Source organism: Variovorax beijingensis (assembly GCF_003951285.1).
Taxonomy (GTDB): Bacteria; Pseudomonadota; Gammaproteobacteria; order Burkholderiales; family Burkholderiaceae_C; genus Variovorax; species Variovorax beijingensis.
Genome location: NZ_RXFQ01000017.1, coordinates 106,939 through 127,049, shown reverse-complemented (window position 1 = coordinate 127,049; position 20,111 = coordinate 106,939). Strand labels below are relative to the sequence as shown.

At 66.1% G+C, this 20,111-nt stretch carries 19 protein-coding genes and 1 tRNA gene; 11 read left to right on the top strand and 9 right to left on the bottom strand.

From position 1 onward, the window contains the following. Positions 1 to 7: 7 nt before the first annotated feature. The 3 genes from cgtA to rplU form a co-directional block, all read right to left on the bottom strand. Positions 8 to 1,093 carry an Obg family GTPase CgtA gene (gene cgtA, locus EJO66_RS25040; RefSeq protein ID WP_124960753.1) on the bottom strand — a complete coding sequence of 362 codons (1,086 nt, stop codon included), beginning with the start codon at positions 1,091 to 1,093 and terminating at the stop codon, positions 8 to 10. A 70-nt stretch (positions 1,094 to 1,163) separates the two neighbouring features. Next, positions 1,164 to 1,421: a 50S ribosomal protein L27 gene (rpmA, locus tag EJO66_RS25035; protein WP_015866991.1), complete on the bottom strand. Its 258-nt coding sequence runs from the start codon at positions 1,419 to 1,421 to the stop codon at positions 1,164 to 1,166. Between the two features lie 12 nt (positions 1,422 to 1,433). Continuing rightward, complete coding sequence (rplU, locus tag EJO66_RS25030; RefSeq protein WP_015866992.1) at positions 1,434 to 1,745, bottom strand: 50S ribosomal protein L21; 312 nt, start codon at positions 1,743 to 1,745, stop codon at positions 1,434 to 1,436. A 188-nt stretch (positions 1,746 to 1,933) separates the two neighbouring features. Between rplU and EJO66_RS25025 the strand changes: the two genes are divergently transcribed. From EJO66_RS25025 to EJO66_RS24980, 10 genes are all read left to right on the top strand, one after another. Next, positions 1,934 to 2,926: a polyprenyl synthetase family protein gene (locus EJO66_RS25025; protein ID WP_124960752.1), complete on the top strand. Its 993-nt coding sequence runs from the start codon at positions 1,934 to 1,936 to the stop codon at positions 2,924 to 2,926. Positions 2,927 to 2,975: 49 nt separating this feature from the next. Continuing rightward, positions 2,976 to 3,052: transfer RNA gene (locus tag EJO66_RS25020), tRNA-Pro, on the top strand. Positions 3,053 to 3,165: 113 nt separating this feature from the next. After that, on the top strand, positions 3,166 to 4,899 hold the full coding sequence (gene pilB, locus EJO66_RS25015; RefSeq protein ID WP_124960751.1) for a type IV-A pilus assembly ATPase PilB: 1,734 nt from the start codon (positions 3,166 to 3,168) through the stop codon (positions 4,897 to 4,899). A 29-nt stretch (positions 4,900 to 4,928) separates the two neighbouring features. After that, positions 4,929 to 6,158: a type II secretion system F family protein gene (locus EJO66_RS25010; protein WP_124960750.1), complete on the top strand. Its 1,230-nt coding sequence runs from the start codon at positions 4,929 to 4,931 to the stop codon at positions 6,156 to 6,158. Continuing rightward, entirely contained in the window at positions 6,158 to 7,123 is a 966-nt protein-coding gene (locus EJO66_RS25005) for a prepilin peptidase (protein WP_124960749.1), read from the top strand. The genes EJO66_RS25010 and EJO66_RS25005 overlap by 1 nt, the downstream gene beginning before the upstream one ends. Positions 7,124 to 7,133: 10 nt before the next feature. Further along, a complete protein-coding gene (gene coaE / locus EJO66_RS25000) occupies positions 7,134 to 7,739 on the top strand; it encodes a dephospho-CoA kinase (protein ID WP_125966421.1) in 606 nt (201 codons plus the stop codon). A gap of 78 nt (positions 7,740 to 7,817) precedes the next feature. Then, positions 7,818 to 9,311 carry an MBOAT family O-acyltransferase gene (locus EJO66_RS24995; RefSeq protein WP_125966420.1) on the top strand — a complete coding sequence of 498 codons (1,494 nt, stop codon included), beginning with the start codon at positions 7,818 to 7,820 and terminating at the stop codon, positions 9,309 to 9,311. Between the two features lie 6 nt (positions 9,312 to 9,317). Beyond that, positions 9,318 to 10,337, top strand: coding sequence for an alginate O-acetyltransferase AlgX-related protein (locus EJO66_RS24990; RefSeq protein WP_125966419.1), 1,020 nt, complete (start codon positions 9,318 to 9,320; stop codon positions 10,335 to 10,337). A 36-nt stretch (positions 10,338 to 10,373) separates the two neighbouring features. After that, a complete protein-coding gene (zapD, locus tag EJO66_RS24985) occupies positions 10,374 to 11,129 on the top strand; it encodes a cell division protein ZapD (protein WP_124960745.1) in 756 nt (251 codons plus the stop codon). A 58-nt stretch (positions 11,130 to 11,187) separates the two neighbouring features. Further along, complete coding sequence (locus EJO66_RS24980) at positions 11,188 to 11,400, top strand: DNA gyrase inhibitor YacG (RefSeq protein WP_125966418.1); 213 nt, start codon at positions 11,188 to 11,190, stop codon at positions 11,398 to 11,400. Between the two features lie 5 nt (positions 11,401 to 11,405). On the opposite strand, the gene EJO66_RS24975 is transcribed toward EJO66_RS24980, so the two are convergent. From EJO66_RS24975 to secA, 5 genes are all read right to left on the bottom strand, one after another. Then, positions 11,406 to 13,361, bottom strand: coding sequence for an acyltransferase family protein (locus EJO66_RS24975; protein ID WP_124960743.1), 1,956 nt, complete (start codon positions 13,359 to 13,361; stop codon positions 11,406 to 11,408). Between the two features lie 61 nt (positions 13,362 to 13,422). After that, entirely contained in the window at positions 13,423 to 13,875 is a 453-nt protein-coding gene (locus EJO66_RS24970; protein ID WP_124960742.1) for a (deoxy)nucleoside triphosphate pyrophosphohydrolase, read from the bottom strand. Next, entirely contained in the window at positions 13,872 to 14,747 is an 876-nt protein-coding gene (locus EJO66_RS24965) for an ATP-binding protein (RefSeq protein ID WP_124960741.1), read from the bottom strand. Before EJO66_RS24965 ends, EJO66_RS24970 begins: the two co-directional genes overlap by 4 nt. Further along, entirely contained in the window at positions 14,744 to 15,973 is a 1,230-nt protein-coding gene (argJ, locus tag EJO66_RS24960; protein ID WP_125966417.1) for a bifunctional glutamate N-acetyltransferase/amino-acid acetyltransferase ArgJ, read from the bottom strand. Before argJ ends, EJO66_RS24965 begins: the two co-directional genes overlap by 4 nt. Positions 15,974 to 16,002: 29 nt before the next feature. Then, positions 16,003 to 18,795: a preprotein translocase subunit SecA gene (secA, locus tag EJO66_RS24955; RefSeq protein WP_125966416.1), complete on the bottom strand. Its 2,793-nt coding sequence runs from the start codon at positions 18,793 to 18,795 to the stop codon at positions 16,003 to 16,005. A gap of 195 nt (positions 18,796 to 18,990) precedes the next feature. Between secA and EJO66_RS24950 the strand changes: the two genes are divergently transcribed. Further along, positions 18,991 to 19,299: a hypothetical protein gene (locus EJO66_RS24950; RefSeq protein WP_124960738.1), complete on the top strand. Its 309-nt coding sequence runs from the start codon at positions 18,991 to 18,993 to the stop codon at positions 19,297 to 19,299. 31 nt (positions 19,300 to 19,330) lie between these two features. Here the strand turns inward: EJO66_RS24950 and EJO66_RS24945 are convergent, their stop codons facing one another. Then, complete coding sequence (locus tag EJO66_RS24945) at positions 19,331 to 19,984, bottom strand: hypothetical protein (protein ID WP_164547894.1); 654 nt, start codon at positions 19,982 to 19,984, stop codon at positions 19,331 to 19,333. Positions 19,985 to 20,111: the final 127 nt, after the last annotated feature.

Here is a 20,111-nt window from a genome sequence, read left to right as displayed (position 1 = left end):
CGGAGCGTCAGGAGGAGGAAGAAGTATCGGGCGGCAGCTCGACGAAGCGCGGGTCGACCTCGACCGGCACGTGTTCCGCCGCCTGCTGCGCCTTGACCTGCTGGTACACGGCCTGCACCAGGTGCTCGCAGCCCTCGCGCGTGAGCGCAGAGATCTCGAACACCGGGCCCTTGAAGCGCAAGCGCTTGACGAAGTCCTTCACGCGTGCGGCGCGCTCGTCCGCCGGCACCATGTCGAGCTTGTTGAGCACCAGCCAGCGCGGCTTTTCATAGAGCGCGGCGTCGTACTTCTTGAGTTCGCCCACGATGGCCTTGGCCTGGGCGACCGGATCGACAGCATCGTCGAACGGCGCCATGTCGATCACGTGCAGCAAGAGCCGCGTGCGCTGCAGGTGGCGCAGGAACAGGTGGCCGAGGCCCGCGCCTTCGGATGCGCCTTCGATCAGCCCGGGCAGGTCGGCCACCACGAAGCTCTGCTCCGGGCCGACGCGCACGACACCGAGGTTCGGGTGCAGCGTGGTGAAGGGATAGTCGGCGATGCGCGGGCGCGCGTTCGAGATGGCGCTGATCAGGGTCGACTTGCCCGCATTCGGCATGCCGAGCAGGCCGACGTCGGCAAGCACCTTGAGCTCGAGCTTGAGGCTCTTCTTCTCGCCCGGCCAGCCCGGGGTCTTCTGGCGCGGGGCGCGATTGATGGCGCTCTTGAAGCGCATGTTGCCGAAGCCGCCGTCGCCGCCCTTGGCGATGGTGACGACCTCGCCTTCCTTCAGCAGCTCGTACAGCACTTCGCCGGTTTCGGCGTCGCTGATGATGGTGCCGACGGGCATCTTGAGGAGGATGTCGTCGCCCGCGGCGCCGAACATGTCGGAGCCCATGCCGTGCTCGCCGCGCCTGGCCTCGTGGCGGCGCGAATAGCGGAAGTCGACCAGGGTGTTGAGGTTGGAATCGGCCACCGCGTAGACATGGCCGCCGCGGCCGCCGTCGCCGCCGTTGGGGCCGCCGAATTCCTTGTATTTTTCATGACGGAACGACACGCAGCCGTTGCCGCCATCGCCTGCGGCGATGTCGATGAAGGCTTCGTCGACGAACTTCATGGGGTATCCAGTGTACAAATGAAGAAGCCCCGACAAAGCGGGGCTTCGAGCTGATCGAAGTGACTCGGGCTTATGCCGGGGTCACGTTGACCATGTGCTTGTTCAGTGCGCCCTTGACGCCGAACGACACGTGGCCGTCCACCAGTGCGAACAGCGTGTGGTCCTTGCCCACGCCGACGTTCACGCCGGGATGGAACTGGGTGCCGCGCTGGCGCACGATGATCGAGCCTGCGCTGATCAGTTCGCCGCCGAAGGCCTTCACACCGAGCATCTTGGGCTTGGAATCGCGCCCGTTTCGCGTTGAGCCGCCGCCTTTTTTCTGTGCCATGGAATTTGCTCCTTAGCCGGCGATCGCGCCGATTTGCAGTTCGGTGAACTGCTGGCGATGGCCTTGACGTTTCTGATAGTGCTTGCGACGGCGCATCTTGAAGATGCCGACCTTGTCGTGCTTGCCGTGCGACAGTACCGTGACTGTCACCGTTGCGCCGGACACCAGGGGCGTACCGATCTTGATTTCGCTGCCGTTGCCGACTGCAAGAACCTGATCGATCACGATTTCCTGGCCTACATCCGCAGCAATCTGTTCTACTTTAATTTTTTCGCCGGAAGCAACGCGATACTGCTTGCCGCCGGTTTTTATGACCGCGTACATGTGAACCTCTTAAGGAATGAGCTCTACGGCGAATTCCGCAGAGCCCAAGATTCTAGCACGGTTTGCACGCGCTAACATGGTTTGAGCCGGAGGGTCGCCGGGGCGGCGCGCGCTCCTCCCTATAATCTGCGCCTTCCGGCCTTGTGCCGCTGTCACTTTCGCATTCAGACGCGCTGCGCGCAAACGCCTTGCCAGTTCACGCCGCCGATACCTCCCCCACCGCCACCGTGCTGGATTTGATCGCCGGCGACATGGTCGAAGTCGACCGTGTGATCGCGCAGCGCCTCGACACGGGCGTGCCCCTGGTCAGCCAAGTGTCGAAGTACATCATCTCCGCCGGCGGCAAACGCCTGCGGCCGGCGCTGCTGCTGCTCATGTCGGGCGCGCTCGGCTACACGGGCGAGCAGCGCTTCAACCTGGCGGCGGTGGTGGAATTCATCCATACGGCCACACTGCTGCACGACGACGTCGTCGACGAATCGACCCTGCGGCGCGGGCGCCCGACGGCCAACGAATCGTTCGGCAACCCGGCCAGCGTGCTGGTCGGCGACTTCCTCTATTCGCGCGCCTTCCAGATGATGTTGGATGCAAACAACATGCGCGTCATGCAGATTCTGGCCGAGGCGACCAACGTGATCGCGGAAGGCGAAGTGCTACAGCTGATGAACATGCATGACGCGACGCTGGACGAATCCGCCTACCTGCGCGTGATCCGCTCCAAGACCGCCAAGCTTTTCGAGGCCAGCACACGGCTCGCCGCCGTGCTGGCGGGCGCCACGCCCGAAGTCGAGGAAGCCTGCGCCACCTACGGCCAGGCCCTGGGCACGGCCTTCCAGGTGATCGACGACGTGCTCGACTACGCCGGCGACGCACACGAAACGGGAAAGAACGTGGGCGACGACCTGCGCGAAGGCAAGACGACGCTGCCGCTGATCTTCGCCATGCGGCGCGGCAGCCCTGCACAGGCGACGCTGGTGCGTGCGGCCATCGAGGCCGGCGACACCGCCCAGCTGGGCAAGATCGTCGAAATCGTCCACGCCACCGGCGCCCTGGAAGCCTCGCGCGCCGCCGCAGCCGACGAGGCAAAACGCGCGATTCATGCATTGCGCGACTTTCCGTCCAATTTGCATGCCGACGGTTTGCTACAATTGGCGGCTCAGTTGCTTGAGCGACGTGCCTGAACACCTCACAAGAGTTGGCAAGGACGACTTCTCTTTTTTTGCAACCAATCGGGGTGTAGCTTAGCCTGGTAGAGCGCTACGTTCGGGACGTAGAGGCCGGAGGTTCGAATCCTCTCACCCCGACCAGCCTTTGGCTGGCACAAATAATGCCCGTGCCTGTTGCTGCGTAGCGATTTACAGGGACGGGTCGTTCAGCGATGATCGTGAAGCACTTTTTCACATCTCTTGCAATTCGCTGAATGGCTGCTGCCGAACTTCCTGTTAAAGAAAACACGCAAATCGCCCTCCCGGGCCTTGCGCGTGCCTTGGTGTCGGCCGGCAAGCTTCCTGCGAAGACCGCGGAAGACATCTATCAAAAGTCGCTGAACGGCCGTACCAGCTTCATTGCCGAGCTGACCGGCAGCGGCGCCGTCTCGGCCGCCGACCTTGCCCACACGCTGTCCAGCGCCTTCGGCGCGCCGCTGCTGGACCTGGACGCCATCGACCACCAGCGCCTGCCCAAGGACCTGCTCGACCCGAAGCTGTGCCACGCCTACCGGATCGTGGTTCTCAGCAAGCGCAACAACCGTCTCATCGTTGCAACGGCCGACCCCTCGGATCAGCAGGCGGTGGAAAAGATCAAGTTCGCCTCCCAGATGGGCGTGGACTGGGTCATCGCCGAATACGACAAGCTCTCGCGCATGATCGAAGCCGCCGCGGTCAGCGCGGCGGAAACCATCAACAGCATCGTCGGCGCCGAGTTCGAGTTCGACGACGTCACGGCAGACACTTCGGGCGATGCCAACGAACAGGCCATCGCCGAGGTCGAGGACGCGCCGGTCGTACGCTTCCTGCACAAGATGCTGCTGGACGGCGTCAGCATGCGGGCCTCGGACATCCACTTCGAGCCCTACGAGCACAACTACCGGGTGCGCTTTCGCATCGACGGCGAGCTGCGCGAGATCGCGAGCCCGCCCACGCTCATCAAGGACAAGCTGGCCTCGCGCATCAAGGTCATTTCACGGCTCGACATTTCCGAGAAGCGCGTGCCGCAGGACGGCCGCATGAAGCTCAAGATCGGGCCCGACCGTGTCATCGACTTTCGCGTCAGCACGCTGCCCACGCTGTTCGGCGAGAAGATCGTGATCCGTATCCTGGACCCGAGCAGCGCGCGCCTGGGCATCGACGCCCTGGGCTACGACGCCGACGAAAAGGAGCGCCTGCTGCATGCGATCAGCCGCCCCTACGGCATGGTGCTGGTGACGGGCCCGACGGGTTCGGGCAAGACGGTGTCGCTCTACACCTGCCTGAACCTGCTGAACCAGCCCGGCGTCAACATCGCAACGGCGGAAGACCCTTCCGAAATCAACCTGCCGGGCGTGAACCAGGTGAACGTCAACGAGCGCGCCGGACTCACCTTCGCGGCGGCGCTGCGCGCCTTCCTGCGGCAGGATCCCGACATCATCATGGTCGGCGAAATCCGCGACCTCGAAACCGCCGACATCTCGATCAAGGCCGCGCAAACGGGCCACCTGGTGCTCTCGACGTTGCACACCAACGACGCGCCGACCACGCTCACGCGCATGCGGAACATGGGCATTGCGCCGTTCAACATCGCCTCCAGCGTGATCCTCATCACCGCGCAGCGGCTCGCTCGGCGCCTGTGCCACATGTGCCGTGCGCCGGCCGACGTGCCGCGCCAGGCGCTGCTCGACGCGGGCTTCAGGGAAGAACAGCTCGACGGTACCTGGAAGCCCTATCGGCCGGTCGGCTGCGCGGCGTGCAGCAACGGCTACAAGGGCCGGGTCGGCATCTACCAGGTGATGCCGATCTCGGATGCCATCCAGGCCATCATCCTGCGCGACGGCAGCGCACAGGACATCGCGCGCCAGTCCGAGGCCGAGGGCGTGCGCTCGCTGCGCCAGTCGGGACTGCGAAAAGTCATGCAAGGGCTCACCTCACTCGAAGAAGTGGTGGCGGTCACCAACGAATAACGAACACACTGCAAGAAATCGGAGATCGAATGGCAACAGTGGCATCCCCCCGCACCTCGAACACGCTCAAGGAATCTGTCTACGAGTGGGAGGGCAAGGACCGCAACGGCAAGCTGGTGCGCGGCGAGCTCCGGGCCGCCGGCGAGAACCAGGTGCAGGCCGCCCTGCGGCGCCAGGGGGTTCTGGCGTCCAAGATCAAGAAGCGCCGCATGCGCTCGGGCAAGTCCATCAAGCCCAAGGACATCGCGATTTTCACGCGCCAGCTGGCCACCATGATGAAGGCTGGCGTGCCGCTGCTGCAGTCCTTCGACATCGTGGGCCGCGGCAATGCCAACCCGAGCGTGGCCAAGCTGCTCAACGACATCCGCAGCGACGTGGAGACCGGCACCTCGCTGTCGGCGGCCTTCCGCAAGTTTCCGAAGTATTTCGACAACCTCTACTGCAACCTGGTGGAAGCCGGCGAAGCGGCCGGTATCCTGGAAGACCTGCTGGACCGGCTGGCCACCTACATGGAGAAGACCGAGGCCATCAAGTCGAAGATCAAGTCGGCGCTGATGTATCCCACCTCCGTGGTGGTGGTCGCGTTCGTGGTGGTGGCCATCATCATGATCTTCGTGATTCCGGCCTTCAAGCAGGTGTTCACCTCGTTCGGCGCGGACCTGCCCGCGCCCACGCTGTTCGTGATGGCCATGAGCGAATTCTTCGTCTCCTACTGGTGGCTGATCTTCGGCGTGATCGGCGGCGGCACCTACTTTTTCCTGCAGGCCTGGAAGCGCAACGAACGCGTGCAGCGGGTCATGGACCGCGCGCTGCTGCGCGTGCCGATCTTCGGCACGCTGATCGAGAAATCGTGCGTGGCCCGCTGGACCCGCACCCTTGCCACCATGTTCGCGGCCGGCGTTCCGCTGGTCGAAGCGCTCGACTCGGTGGGCGGCGCCTCGGGCAACACCGTGTATGGCGACGCCACGGCCAAGATCCAGCAGGAAGTCTCCACCGGCACCAGCCTCACGACGGCCATGACCAACGTCAACCTGTTCCCCTCGATGGTGATCCAGATGACGGCCATCGGCGAGGAGTCCGGTTCCATCGACCACATGCTCGGCAAGGCCGCCGACTTCTACGAGTCCGAGGTGGACGACATGGTCGCCGGCCTCTCGAGCCTGATGGAGCCCATCATCATCGTGTTCCTGGGCGTGATCATCGGCGGCATCGTGGTGTCGATGTACCTGCCGATCTTCAAGTTGGGCCAGGTCGTTTGATGCTGGTGTCGCAGGAGTTCGACGCCGCTTTCGCCGGCGTCCTGGGGTTGCTGGTCGGCAGTTTTCTCAACGTGGTGATCTACCGCACCCCGGTCATGATGTACCGGGGCTGGCTGGCCGATGCCGTGGCCAACCTGATGTCGTCCAAGGATGTTCCGTCGCTCTGGACGCTCGTGTTCGGGCCGAAGGCGCAGCCCCCGGCCGGGCTCGAAGCCGCTGCGGACAAGGCGGCCGTGGCCATTGAGGCGCTGCCGCCGTTCGATCTCGCCCGCCCGGCCTCGCGCTGCGGCGCCTGCGGCCACAAGATCCGCTGGTACCAGAACATTCCGGTGCTGAGCTACCTGGTGCTGCGGGGCCGCTGCGCCGCCTGCGGCACGTCCATCAGCCCGCGCTATCCGCTGGTTGAACTGGTGACCGGCGCGCTTTTCGCCCTTTGCGCCTACCGCTTCGGCCTCACGCCCGCCGGCGCGCTCTGGGCGGCGTTCGCGGCCTTCCTGATCTGCCAGTTCCTGATCGACTTCGACACCCAGTTCCTGCCCGATGCGCTCAACTACCCGCTGCTCTGGCTGGGGCTCGTCGGCGCGGCCATGGGCTGGACCGGCATTGCGCTGAGTTCGGCGGTCTGGGGCGCCGTGTTCGGCTACCTGAGCCTGTGGCTTGTGTACCATGGCTATCGCCTGGTCACGGGCAAGGAAGGCATGGGGCATGGCGACTTCAAACTGCTGGCGGCGCTCGGCGCATGGCTCGGGGCCGACTATCTCATTGCCATCATCCTCGTCTCATCGCTGGTGGGCGCCGTGATCGGCCTCACGCTGCGTCTTGTCGGGAAGCTGGCGCACAAGGACATTCCCATGGCCTTCGGTCCCTTTCTTGCCGGTGCCGGCCTGGTCTGCCTGGTGGCGGGCCCGGAACTCGTGAGGCAATGGATTCCCTTCGCCTTTCCGCTCGGCGCATTCGCCCGCTGAGGAGCGCGTGATGCGGCGCATCGGCCTGACGGGCGGCATCGGGAGCGGCAAGAGCACCGTTGCCGCCCTGCTGGTCGCCGAAGGCGCCGTGCTGGTCGACACCGACGCCATCGCACGACGCATCGCGCAGCCCGCGGGCATCGCGATGCCGGCCCTCGAGGCCGCGTTCGGCCGCGGCGTTATCGCGGCGGACGGCGGACTCGATCGTGCGGCGATGCGGCAGCTCGTGTTCGCCGACAGCAGCGCCAAAAAGCGCCTCGAATCGATCCTGCATCCCCTGATCGGTGCCGAGACCGAACGCATGGCCTCGGACGCCGGCCCGGACGCGGTGGTGGTCTTCGACGTGCCGCTCCTGGTCGAATCCGGCCGCTGGCGGGCCCTGGTCGACCGGGTGCTGGTGGTCGATGCCACCGAGGAGACGCAACTGCGGCGCGTCGTGGCACGCTCCGGCTGGACGCCCGAAGCCGTGCGGGCAGTGATCGCGCAGCAGGCGCCGCGCAGGCTGCGCAGGGCGGCCGCGGACGCGGTCATTTTCAACGAGTCGCTCTCGCTGGAGGAACTCGGTGCGCAGGTCCGGAGTCTCTGGAAGCGGTGGGTTCCGCCCGGCACGCGATAATCCGAGACTGGCCGCCAGAGCGGCCGCATAACGACCAAGACAAAAAAGGCGCTCGCCGGAGTGCCCTCACCTCCTGCGATGCTTTTCAATTCGTATCCCTTCATTTTTGTCTACTTCCCGCTGGTATTGATCGGGTTCTTCCTGATCGGCAAGCGCAACGCCCGGTCCGCCGCAGGCTTTCTCGCCCTGGCCTCGCTGTTCTTCTACGGCTGGTGGAGCGTCAAGGCGCTCCCGCTGCTGGTGGCGTCGATCTGCATCAACTACTGGTTCGGGCTGCGCCTGTCGCCCGCGCCGGGCCGGGACGACCGCAAGCGCAAGTCGCTGCTGGTGGTGGCGCTGGTGGTCAACCTGGGCGTGCTCGCGGTCTTCAAGTACGCCAACTTCTTCGTCTCGAACGTGAACGACGGACTGGCCGCGGCGGGCCTGTCGCAGATCCCGATGCTGCACATCGTGCTGCCGATCGGCATCTCGTTCTATACCTTCACGCAGATCGCCTTCCTGGTCGACTGCTGGCAGGGCAAGGTGCATGAGCGCAGCTTCATCCACTACGTGCTGTTCGTCACCTACTTTCCGCACCTGATCGCGGGCCCGGTGCTGCACCACGCGCAGATGATGCCGCAGTTCGCCAATGCGGCCACCTACCGGCCCGATCCCAACAAGGTGGCGCTCGGCATTGCGATCTTCACCTTCGGGCTGGCAAAGAAGCTGCTGATCGCCGACCCGATGGGCCAGTACGCCGACATGATGTTCAACGGCGTGCACAAGGGCATCGAGCCCACGCTCTACACCTCGTGGTTCGGCGCACTCGCCTACACGCTGCAGATCTATTTCGACTTCTCGGGCTATTCGGACATGGCGGTCGGCCTGTCGCTGTGCCTGGGCGTGCAGCTTCCGCTCAATTTCCGCTCGCCCTACAAGTCGACCAACATCATCGAGTTCTGGCGGCGCTGGCACATCTCGCTGTCGAACTTCCTGCGCGACTATCTCTACGTGCCGCTGGGCGGCAACCGCAAGGGCCCGGCCCGGCGCTACCTGAACCTGTTCCTCACGATGCTGCTGGGCGGCCTCTGGCACGGCGCCGCCTGGACCTTCGTGATCTGGGGCGCGCTGCACGGCGTGTTCCTGATGATCAACCACCTCTGGAACGCCAAGGTGCGGCGCAACATTCCGGCAGGCCCGGTCGCGCACGTGCTGGGCTGGTTCCTGACCTTCCTGTGCGTGGTGCTGGCCTGGATCGTGTTCCGCGCCGACGGCGTCCACACGGCCATGGCCATCTACAAGGGCATGCTCGGCCTGCACGGCGCCCCGCCTTCCGCGTTCAGCGAACTGGGGCCGGTTCCGTTCCGCAAGCCCGAGTTCTTCCAGACGATGCTCGTGGGCATCGTCATCTGCCTGGCATTGCCGCCGACGATCACGCTCGAGCGCTGGATTCCCCACCCGAAGGCGGTGGCCGGCCAACGCGTCATGGCCTGGTGCTCCTCGGCCGTGCTGGCGATCGGCACCTTCGCGCTCTTTGCCTGGTGCGTCTCGAAGCTGGGCAACTACAGCCCGTTCCTCTACTTCCAATTCTGATTCGACATGACGACGCCCGCGAAAGTCTGGCTGCGGTTCTTCCTGATCGGCTACATCGTCCTGATGGCGCTGTGGATCGTTTCGCTCACCAGCCCCGTGCCTTACGGCGACCTCACGCGGATCGGCCGCCTGTCCGAGCGCGAATTCGGCTGGACCGCACCGCCGCCCAAGGTGGACCCCGCCTACCTGAAGGGCACGCCCGTCGACCAGGCCGACATCATGGTGATCGGCGACAGCTTCTCCATGACCTTCCGCTGGCAGTCGGTGCTTGCCAAGGCCGGCTACCGCGTCACGACCACCTACTGGGGGCAGTACGAGAACGCGCTGTGCGGCGACTTCGACCAATGGATCGAGCGCACGGGCTTCAAGGGCAAGCTGATCATCATCGAGAGCGTGGAACGCCTGCTCGGCGACCGCACCAAGGACAGCATGAAGTGCCAGAAGATGATCCGGCCCTACGACGCCATGGACCATCCGCTGATCACGCCCGACGAGACCGTGCCGAGCCCCGCGCCCAACTGGAACGTGCAGTTCCTGACCGGCATCACGACCTACTACAACACCTGGAAAGCGAAAAAGTCTGCAACAGACATCCACTTCGACTGGAATACCTGGGTGCGCCCGGTGCCCGATGGTTGCAAGCTCTTCTCCCACCGCTTGTGCGACAAGATGCCCTTTTTCGCTGAAGATGACGACAATGGGCCGCTGACCCTTGCGCATCTGGAATGGATGAAGAATTTCACAAAGGCGCACAGCAAGCTTCCTATCATGTGGATGGTGATTCCCAACAAGACCACCGTGTACCTGAAGCCCGACTACTCGAAGGATTTCGAAGCCGGGTTCCGCACGTCCGGGCTGCCAGGACCGGATCTCTACGCGTTCACGCGCGAGAAGCACACGCAGATCCACGACTTCTATTTTTCGAACGACACCCACATGTCCATGCATGGCCAGCTCGCGCTGGGAGAACGCATGCTCGCGGCCGTGCGCGAGGTGGTGCCGACACCTCCCTCGAAATCGCCCTGAAGCTATGATGGCTCGACAGGAAAGCTACAGAACCGCGTGATCCTCTACGAGTACCCCTTCAACGAGCGCATCCGCACCTACCTGCGGCTGGAGCACCTGTTTCGCCGCCTCGGCGAACTGGTGCCCTCGGAGTCCGCGCTCTCGCACCACTACGCGCTGGTCACGATCTTCGAGATCATGGACGTCGCCGCGCGCGCCGACCTCAAGGCCGACGTGATGCGCGACCTGGACAAGCACAAGAACGTCTTCAACAGCTACCGCGGCAATCCGGCCATTGCCGAGGCCGTGCTCGACCAGGTGGTCGGCCAGCTCGAACGCAATTTCGCCACCCTCAATGCCGTTGCCGGCAAGGCCGGCCAGTCGCTGACCGAGAACGAATGGCTCATGAGCATTCGCAGCCGCGCGGGCATCCCGGGCGGCACCTGCGAATTCGACCTGCCCGCCTACTACGCATGGCAGCACCGCAGCGCGGCAAGCCGCCGCGCCGACCTCGAACGCTGGTCGGCCACGCTCTCGCCGCTGGCCGAATCCATCTACCTGCTGCTCAAGCTGCTGCGCGATGCCGATGTGCCCTACAAGGTCATCGCCGCCGGCGGGCAGTTCCAGCAGAACCTGCCGCAGGGGCGCAGCTTCCAGTTGCTGCGCCTGCGCATCGATCCGCAGCTGGGGCTGATCCCCGAAATCAGCGGCAACCGGCTCATGGTGTCGGTGCGGATGATGCGGCACGAAGCCGACGATCGCCTGCACCCGAGCAGCGACGACGTCGCATTCGAACTCACGCTCTGTGCCTGAGCCGCCGGCTCGTCTCCAGGGCGCGCACCGCAGGGCAAGCACGAAGGTTATCCATCCCATGAGCGACGTGAACAAGATCGGCGAGCGGATCGTCCGCTGCCCCTCGTGTGGCGGCGACAGTGTCTACGCCGAACACAATCCTTTTCGCCCGTTCTGCAGCGCACGCTGCAAGGGCATCGATTTCGGTGCCTGGGCCAGCGAGGAGTTCCGGATGCCGGCTGAAACGCCGGCCGACGACGAGCCTTTCGGCGATCCGAAGAAAGTCCAGTAGGCGCGCTACGGCTGCGGCGCGAGCAGCACGCCGTCCAGATAGTCCGCGTATTGGCGCACGTAGGCCGGGCGCAGATGCTCCCGGTCCTTGTAGACCGGTGCGTCGTCGGGCGTTGCCCGCAGGCACTGCCCGCCGGTGCAAAGCCTGGCCATCACATCGATGGGCTCCGCGCCGCTCGCCCGCGCCAGCGCCTTCAGCTGCTCGTTGAGCCGCGCCTGGTCCGGCGGCAGGGGCGCCGTGGGCGTGCTGTGCAGCGCCACCATGTGGCCCATGCGGCTGCCTTCGATGAGGCGCCGCGGCTCGAACTCGGGGCCGCTGGCGTTGTCCAGCAGCAGGTAGACCTTCTTCTTTTGCCGCACCAGTCCGGCCAGCAGTTGCTCGAGCGAGGCCAGCGAACGGCCGAGGCCTTCGCCGCCGTTGTTCACGAGATAGGCCGCATCACCTTCGCGAAAGTAGAAGGGCAGCGGGAAATTGCCCGTGAAATAGCAGTTCCAGCAGGCCCCGACCACCACCGTGTCGATCCGCGGATCGAGCGCCAGCGCCAGCATCTCGCCGCGCGCTTTTTCGCAGCCCGGATTGCCTTCGGCGACCATGCCGGGCACTGGCGGGCAGGCGCCATAGGTCGAGAAGTACGTCGTCGCCATGCGCCCGGGCGCGCTGCCTGCGAGCGCCAGGGCGCGGGGTGCGTACTGCAGGATGTGGCTGTCGCCGATCAGCAGGACCGTGCGCGGCCCGCTGCCCACGCGCTTGACCGGATAGGCGCCGATCTTCTGCTGCTCGAAGCCGGCGTAGTAGTTGTCGTCCGCGGTGGCGTCGGTCACCTTGCGCAGCAGGTCGCTGCCGTTGCGCGGCGGCATGCCGCCCAGCGCCAGCAGGCCGGCGACCGCAATCGCCATGCTGCCGGCCACCAGCGAACGCAGCATGCCGACCTGGGTTCGCGCCCGGGTGAAGCGCTCGACGAAGCGATAGGTGAACCAGGCCAGCGCCACGCTCGCCAGCACCAGGCATGCGCGGATCCACGCCGCCGGCTCGCCCTCTTCCACAATGCGCGCATACACCAGCAAGGGCCAGTGCCACAGATAGAGCGGATAGCTGATGAGCCCGATCCACACCATCGGGCGGCTCGCGAGCACGTGCCTGTTGAGCACGCCCGCAGGCCCGGCCGCGATGCAGCTCGCGGCGCCCAGCGTGGGCAGCAGCGCCCACCAGCCCGGAAACGCCTTGTCGCTGCGGGTCATCACGAGCCCCAGCACGATCAGCCCCACGCCCAGGCAGGACTGCAGGTGGCTGCGCCAGGCCGGTGCCGGCGCCTTGTTCGCGGACTGCAGGCGCATGCAGGCCAGGATGCCGCCCACCATCAGCTCCCAGAAACGCGAAGCGGGCGAGTAGAAGGCCGCCGTGCGATAGGGGTGGATCGTCAGCACGTTGACGAGGAACGACACCGCCGCGAGCACCCACAGCAGCCGAAGGACCGGCCAGCGCCGGCGCCAGGCCAGCGCGAGCAGCATGGGCCAGAAGATGTAGAACTGCTCCTCGATCCCCAGGGACCACAGGTGCAGCAGCGGCTTGGTGTCTGCGGCCGTGTCGAAGTACCCGGCCTCGCCCCAGAAGACGAAGTTGGCAATGAAGGCCGCACCGCCGGCCGCCTGCTTGCCGAGTTCGGTGAACTCCCTGGGCAGCAGTGCATACCAGCCGAAGGCGAGCGTGGCCAGCAGCACCAGCGTGAGCGCCGGAAAGATCCGCCGGATGCGCCGCGCGTAGAAGTCGCGGTAGCTGAAGTCGCCGGCCGCGTGGCTTTGCATGATGATGGTCGTGATCAGGAAGCCCGAGATCACGAAGAAGATGTCGACCCCGATGAAGCCTCCCGGCAGCGCATCGGGAAACGCATGGAAGGCCAGCACCGAGGCCACCGCCACGGCGCGCAGGCCGTCGATGTCGGGGCGGTACTTGGGGTGCATCATGTGGTGCTTCAGGCCCGCGGCGCCGGCTGCGCGCGCCCGCCCGCCCGCGCGGCCCCGTCCATCAGGCCAGCGTCGAGACCGCCAGCGCCGCCGAGGCCGGCAGGCCGCGCTCCTGGGTCAGCCATTCGAGCACCGGCAGGGCGCCCGGCAGCACCGGCGCCACGTCCAGCGGCAGCTGCTGCCAGCGCATGGCCTGGCCTTCGCGCATTTCGAACTCGCCGCTCCAGGCCCTGACCTTGCACCAGTGCAGCCGCACCAGCGCATGCGGATAGTCGTGCTCGGTGATCTTCCAGACCTCGGCGCCCGCGATGGTGATGCCGAGTTCTTCCTCGAGCTCGCGGCGCAGCGCCTGCTCCACCGTTTCGCCGGCTTCGATCTTGCCGCCCGGAAACTCCCAGAAGCCCGCATAGGCCTTGCCTTCTGGGCGGGTGGACAGCAGCAGCGCATCGTCGGCCGGCCGGATCAGCACGCCGACGGCCACCTCGGTGTGCTTGCGGCCTTCCTGCCCGCTCATGCGGTCGCCCGCCCGGCGTAGTCGCGCGCGAACTGGTAGGCCACGCGGCCGCTGCGCGAACCGCGCTCGAGCGCCCAGACCAGCGCCTCGGGCCGCGCCGCCTCGATGGCAGCCTTGTCGACGCCGAACGACGACAGCCATTGCGCGACGATGGCCAGGTATTCGTTCTGGCTGAACGGATAGAAGCTGACCCACAGGCCGAAGCGCTCGGACAGCGAGATCTTTTCCTCGATCACCTCGCCGGGATGGACCTCGCCGTCCTCGGTGTGGGTGTAGCTGAGGTTGTCCTTCATGTACTCGGGCAGCAGGTGGCGCCGGTTGCTGGTCGCGTAGATCAGCACATTGGGCGTGGCCGCGGCGATCGAGCCGTCGAGAATGGACTTGAGCGCCTTGTAGCCCGGCTCGCCCTCGTCGAAGCTCAGGTCGTCGCTGAACACGATGAACTTCTCGGGCCGCTGCGACACCACCTCGACGATGTCGGGCAGGTCGGTGAGTTCGGCCTTGTCGACCTCGATCAGCCGCAGCCCCTGCGGCGCATAGGCCTGCAGGCAGGCGCGGATCAGCGACGACTTGCCCGTGCCGCGCGCACCGGTCAGCAGCACGTTGTTGGCCGGCTTGCCTTCGACGAACTGGCGCGTGTTGCGCTCGATCTTTTCCTTCTGGACGTCGATTTCCTTCAGGCTGTCGAGCGACATGGCGGCCACGTGCTTGACCGGCTCGAGCACGCCATGGCCCGAGCTGCGGCGGCGGTAGCGCCAGGCGATCGACGCATTCCAGTCGGCGGGGGCCGCCAGCGGCTGCGGCAGGATCGACTCGATGCGGCCGATCAGCTGTTCGGCGCGCTCGATCAGCTTCTGGAACTGCTCGTTCATGACCTGTAGTCGGCGTTGATGGTGACGTATTCGTGGCTGAAGTCGCAGGTCCACACGGTTTCGCTGGCATTGCCGCGGCCCAGGCCGATGCGCACCGTGATCTCGCTCTGCTTCATCACGCGCTGGCCGTCCTCCTCGCGGTACGACGGGTTGCGCCCGCCCTTGACGGCCACGTGCACGTCGTCGAGGAACAGGTCGATGCCGGTCTGGTCGAGGTCCTCAATGCCTGCGTAGCCGACGGCCGCGAGGATGCGGCCGAGGTTCGGGTCGCTCGCATAGAAGGCCGTCTTGACCAGCGGCGAATGCGCCACGGCATAGGCCACCTGCTTGCACTCCGCGGCATTGCGGCCGCCCTCGACCTGGATGGTGATGAACTTGGTGGCGCCCTCGCCGTCGCGCACGATCGCCTGCGCGAGCAGGCGCGCGACGTTCTGCATGGCGTCGACCAGGGCCTTGCCTTCGGGCGAATCGAGCGAGGTGATGGCGGCGTGCGCGGCCTTCTGGGTGGCGATGACCACGAAGGAATCGTTGGTCGAGGTGTCGCCGTCGATGGTCACGCGATTGAACGAGGCGTCGGCCAGCCGCCTGGCCAGCGGCTGGATCAGCGAGGGATCGATCTTCGCGTCGGTCGCCATGAAGCCCAGCATGGTCGCCATGTTCGGGCGGATCATGCCGGCGCCCTTGCTGATGCCGGTGATGGTGACGGTGGCGCCGCCGACCTGGACCCGCTGGCTGAACGCCTTGGGGATGGTGTCGGTGGTCATGATGCCTTCGGCGGCGCGCGCCCAGTGGTTCTGCGCCGCGTCGGCCAGCGCGGCGGGCAGGCCGGCTTCGATGCGGTCCACGGGCAGCGGCTCCATGATCACGCCGGTGGAGAACGGCAGGATCTGCTCGGGCGCGATCTCCAGCTGGCGCGCGAGCGCGATGCAGGTGGAGCGCGTGCGCATCAGGCCGTCTTCGCCCGTGCCGGCGTTGGCGTTGCCGGTGTTGATGACCATCGCGCGGATGCCGTAACCGGCCGCCAGGTGGTCGCGGCAGACCTGCACCGGCGCCGCGCAGAAACGGTTCTGGGTGAACACCCCGCCGACCGCGGAGCCTTCGTCGATCAGCACGACGGTCAGGTCCTTGCGGTTGGCCTTGCGCACACCCGCTTCGGCCACGCCGATGCGGACGCCGGGCACCGCGAACAAGGCGGCAGGATCAGGGGCGGACAGGTTCACGGGCATGGCGGTTTCTCTTCTCGGGAGTTTCTGGGTCAGCTGAGCTTGCCGTGGCAGTGCTTGAATTTCTTGCCGCTGCCGCAGGGGCAGGGGTCGTTGCGGCCGACGCGCGCGAAGGCCGCGGCCTCGGCGCCGAGCGCGCCCAGTCCCAGCCCCGCGGCCGCGATGCGGCGCTGGTTTTCCTCGTCCAGGCGCACCTCGACCTCGCCGGTTTCGGTCGGCGCGCTGTAGGTGATGTTCGAGACGTTCTCGCCGCGGCTCTCGAGCGCATCCGCCGCCTGTTCGAGCTGCTCGCTCGACTGCACGCGCACCGTCATGAGCTGGCGCGTGACTTCGTTCTTGACCGAGTCGAGCAGCTGGCCGAAGAGCTCGAAGGCCTCGCGCTTGTATTCCTGCTTGGGCTGCTTCTGCGCATAGCCGCGCAGGTGGATGCCCTGGCGCAGGTAGTCGAGCGAGGCCAGGTGCTCGCGCCAGTGCGTGTCGATGCTCTGCAGCAGCACCATGCGTTCGAACTGGGTGAAGTTTTCCTGGCCGATCAGCGCCACCTTGGCATCGAAGCTGTCGTTGGCGGCCTTGACCACCTTCTCGACGACGTCGTCGTCGCCCACGGCCTCGGCCGCCTCGATGTCCTTCTTCAGGGGCATGTCGATGCCCCATTCGTTGAAGAGCGTCTTCTCGAGGCCGTCGAGGTCCCACTGCTCCTCGACCGATTCGGCCGGCACGTACTGCCGCACGAGATCGGTGAAGCAGCCCTCGCGCAGCGCCTCGATCTGCGCCGTGAGGTCTCCCGCGTCGAGGATGTCGTTGCGCTGCTGGTAGATCACCTTGCGCTGGTCGTTCGACACGTCGTCGTACTCGAGCAGTTGCTTGCGGATGTCGAAGTTGCGGGCCTCGACCTTGCGCTGCGCGCTCTCGATGCTGCGCGTGACGATGCCCGCTTCGATGGCTTCGCCGTCGGGCATCTTGAGGCGGTCCATGATCGCCTTGACGCGGTCGCCCGCGAAGATGCGCATCAGCGGATCGTCCAGGCTCAGGTAGAAGCGCGAGGAGCCCGGGTCGCCCTGGCGGCCCGAACGCCCGCGCAGCTGGTTGTCGATGCGGCGCGACTCATGGCGCTCGGTCGCGATGATGCGCAGGCCGCCCAGCGACTTGACGAATTCGTGGTCCTTGGTCCATTCGGCGCGCACGTGTGCGATGTCGGCCTCTTTGGTGGCTTCGTCGCGGCCTTCGTCGTTCTCGATGGCCTCGATCATCTTCTCGATGTTGCCGCCCAGCACGATGTCGGTACCGCGGCCGGCCATGTTGGTCGCGATGGTGATCATCTTCGTGCGGCCGGCCTGCGCCACGATGTCGGCTTCGCGCGCATGCTGCTTGGCGTTGAGCACCTGGTGCGGCAGGCCCGCCTGCGTGAGCAGGCCGTCGATGATTTCGGAGTTCTCGATCGACGAGGTGCCCACCAGCACCGGCTGGCCGCGCTCGTAGCATTCGCGGATGTCCTGGATGGCCGCCTCGTATTTTTCGCGCGTGGTCTTGTAGACGCGGTCGAGCTGGTCGTCGCGCTTGCTGATGCGGTTCGGCGGAATGATGACCGTCTCGAGGCCGTAGATTTCCTGGAACTCGTAGGCCTCGGTGTCGGCCGTGCCGGTCATGCCGGCCAGCTTGCCGTACAGGCGGAAGTAGTTCTGGAAGGTGATGGAGGCCAGCGTCTGGTTCTCGGCCTGGATCTGCACGCCTTCCTTGGCTTCCACGGCCTGGTGCAGGCCGTCGCTCCAGCGGCGGCCCGTCATCAGGCGGCCGGTGAATTCGTCGACGATGACCACTTCGCCCTGCTGCACCACGTAGTGCTGGTCGCGGTGGTACAGGTGCCGTGCACGCAGCGCGGCGTTCAGGTGGTGCATCAGCGTGATGTTGGCCGGGTCGTAGAGCGACGCGCCTTCGGGCAGCAGCTTGAATTCGCCCAGCAGCTGCTCGGCCTTCTCGTGGCCGTCTTCGGTCAGGAACACCTGGTGGGTCTTCTCGTCGACCGTGAAATCGCCCGGCACCGTGACGCCTTCGCCCGTGCGCGGATCGGCTTCGCCTTCCTGCTTGGTCAAGAGCGGCACCACCTTGTTGATGGCCAGGTAGAGGTCGGTGTGGTCTTCGGCCTGGCCGCTGATGATCAGCGGCGTGCGGGCCTCGTCGATCAGGATGGAGTCCACCTCGTCGACGATGGCGTAGTTCAGCACGCGCTGCACCCGGTCGCCGGGCTCGTACACCATGTTGTCGCGCAGGTAGTCGAAGCCGTACTCGTTGTTGGTGCCGTACGTGATGTCGCTGCCGTAGGCCTGCTGCTTTTCCTCGCGCGGCATCTGCGGCAGGTTGATGCCCACCGTGAGGCCCAGGAAGTTGTACAGGCGGCCCATCCACTGGGCGTCGCGGTTGGCCAGGTAGTCGTTCACCGTGACCACGTGCACGCCCTTGCCCGACAGCGCGTTCAGGTACACCGGCAGCGTGGCGGTGAGGGTCTTGCCCTCGCCGGTGCGCATTTCCGCGATCTTGCCGTTGTGCAGGGCCATGCCGCCGAGCAGCTGCACGTCGAAGTGGCGCATCTTCATGACGCGCTTGGAGCCTTCGCGCACGGTGGCGAATGCTTCGGGCAGCAGGGCGTCGAGGGTTTCGCCCTTGGCGATGCGGTCCTTGAACTCCTGGGTCTTGGCGCGCAGCCCATCGTCGCTGAGCTTCTCGAATTCGGGTTCGAGCGCATTGATGCGCTCCACCGTCTTGCGATACTGCTTGAGGAGCCGGTCGTTGCGACTGCCGAAAATCTGGGTCAGGAAGTTGGTTGCCATTGGCGTGGAGATGGACGGGCACCTGACCAGGCAGGCACTGCGACCGGATTCCCTAAGATATGGTGAAAGCAGTTGGGCGCAACTTCTTCGAATGCAAGCTCCGAAGAAGGCAAGCGGCTCCAGACCGGATCTGCCGGCGCAAGCGTCGGCAAACCGGGCATTTTAGCTGCCCTTGTTCCACCTTCCGGATTACCCATGAATCGCCGCTCCGTCCCCCCCTTCACGCTGCAGCAGGCCGCCGAAGGTTCGCCCACCCTGGCGAGCCTGATCGCTCGTGCGCGCGATGCCGGCGAGCGGCTGCGGGCGGTCGAGGGGCTGATCCCGCCGGCCATGCGCCCCGCCGTGCAGGCCGGCCCAGCCGAAGGCGATGTGTGGTGCCTGCTGGTCAACGGCAGCGCGGCGGCCGCCAAGCTGCGCCAGCTGTCGCCGATGCTGGTCAGCCGGCTGCGCAGCAAGGGGTGGGACGTGAATACCATCCGGATCAAGGTGCAGTCCGGGCGCTGACGGAAGCCAGGGGGCCGGCGCTTGCCACCAGCTACTTCCACCCGAATTCGTGGTTCAGCCCCACGACGAAGCCGCGCACGCCACGGGGCCCCGTCCTGGAGGTGCTCACATCCACGCTGACCAGCGGCGTGAGGCTGAAGCGCCCGCCGACGCGCGAAGTCCACACACCCGATGCGCGGCTGCGCTCCGCAATCAGCGAGACCTTGTCATCGAGCGCCCACTCCGCTGCCAGCCCGCCGCGCGGCGTGCGGGCGCCCGTGCCGGTGGCCCAGTCGGCACCGAGATTGGCATGGACCTGCAGGCTGTCCGCCGGGCGCCATGTGACCGGCAGCACCAGCTGCCCGCCGGCACGGCCGCCACGCCTGAGGTCGAACACGGCGCCAAGCGACAGCGCCGCGCGGAGCGGCGCATCGGCAGCGGGTCCGTAGAAATTCCACTTGAGCTGCGGACCCGCGGTGACCGAGTGCGCGCCCTGCGCCGACAGCCGGTCGGCGTTGAGCCCGAGCTCGACGGGCCCGACGCGGCAGGACGGGCCGATGTGCTGCCCGTTCACCGGCTCGGTGCCGGTGCGGCCCCACCAGGCTTCGTACTGGCACTGGCCCGCATCGAGCGTGCCGGCATCGTCGACGTCGAAATGGCCTGCCGCCCGCGCACCCGCCGCGCTTGCCAGAAGGCAGGCCGCCACCGGCAGCCAGGCGGGTAGCGGCCGTCGAGTCGTTGTTGTTTTGCGTCTGTTCTTTTTCATCGCCCGGCACCCCGAAGTCCCGGCATTCTAGGGAGGGCAAAAGTCACCGCGGCGGCGCGGCGCCCGC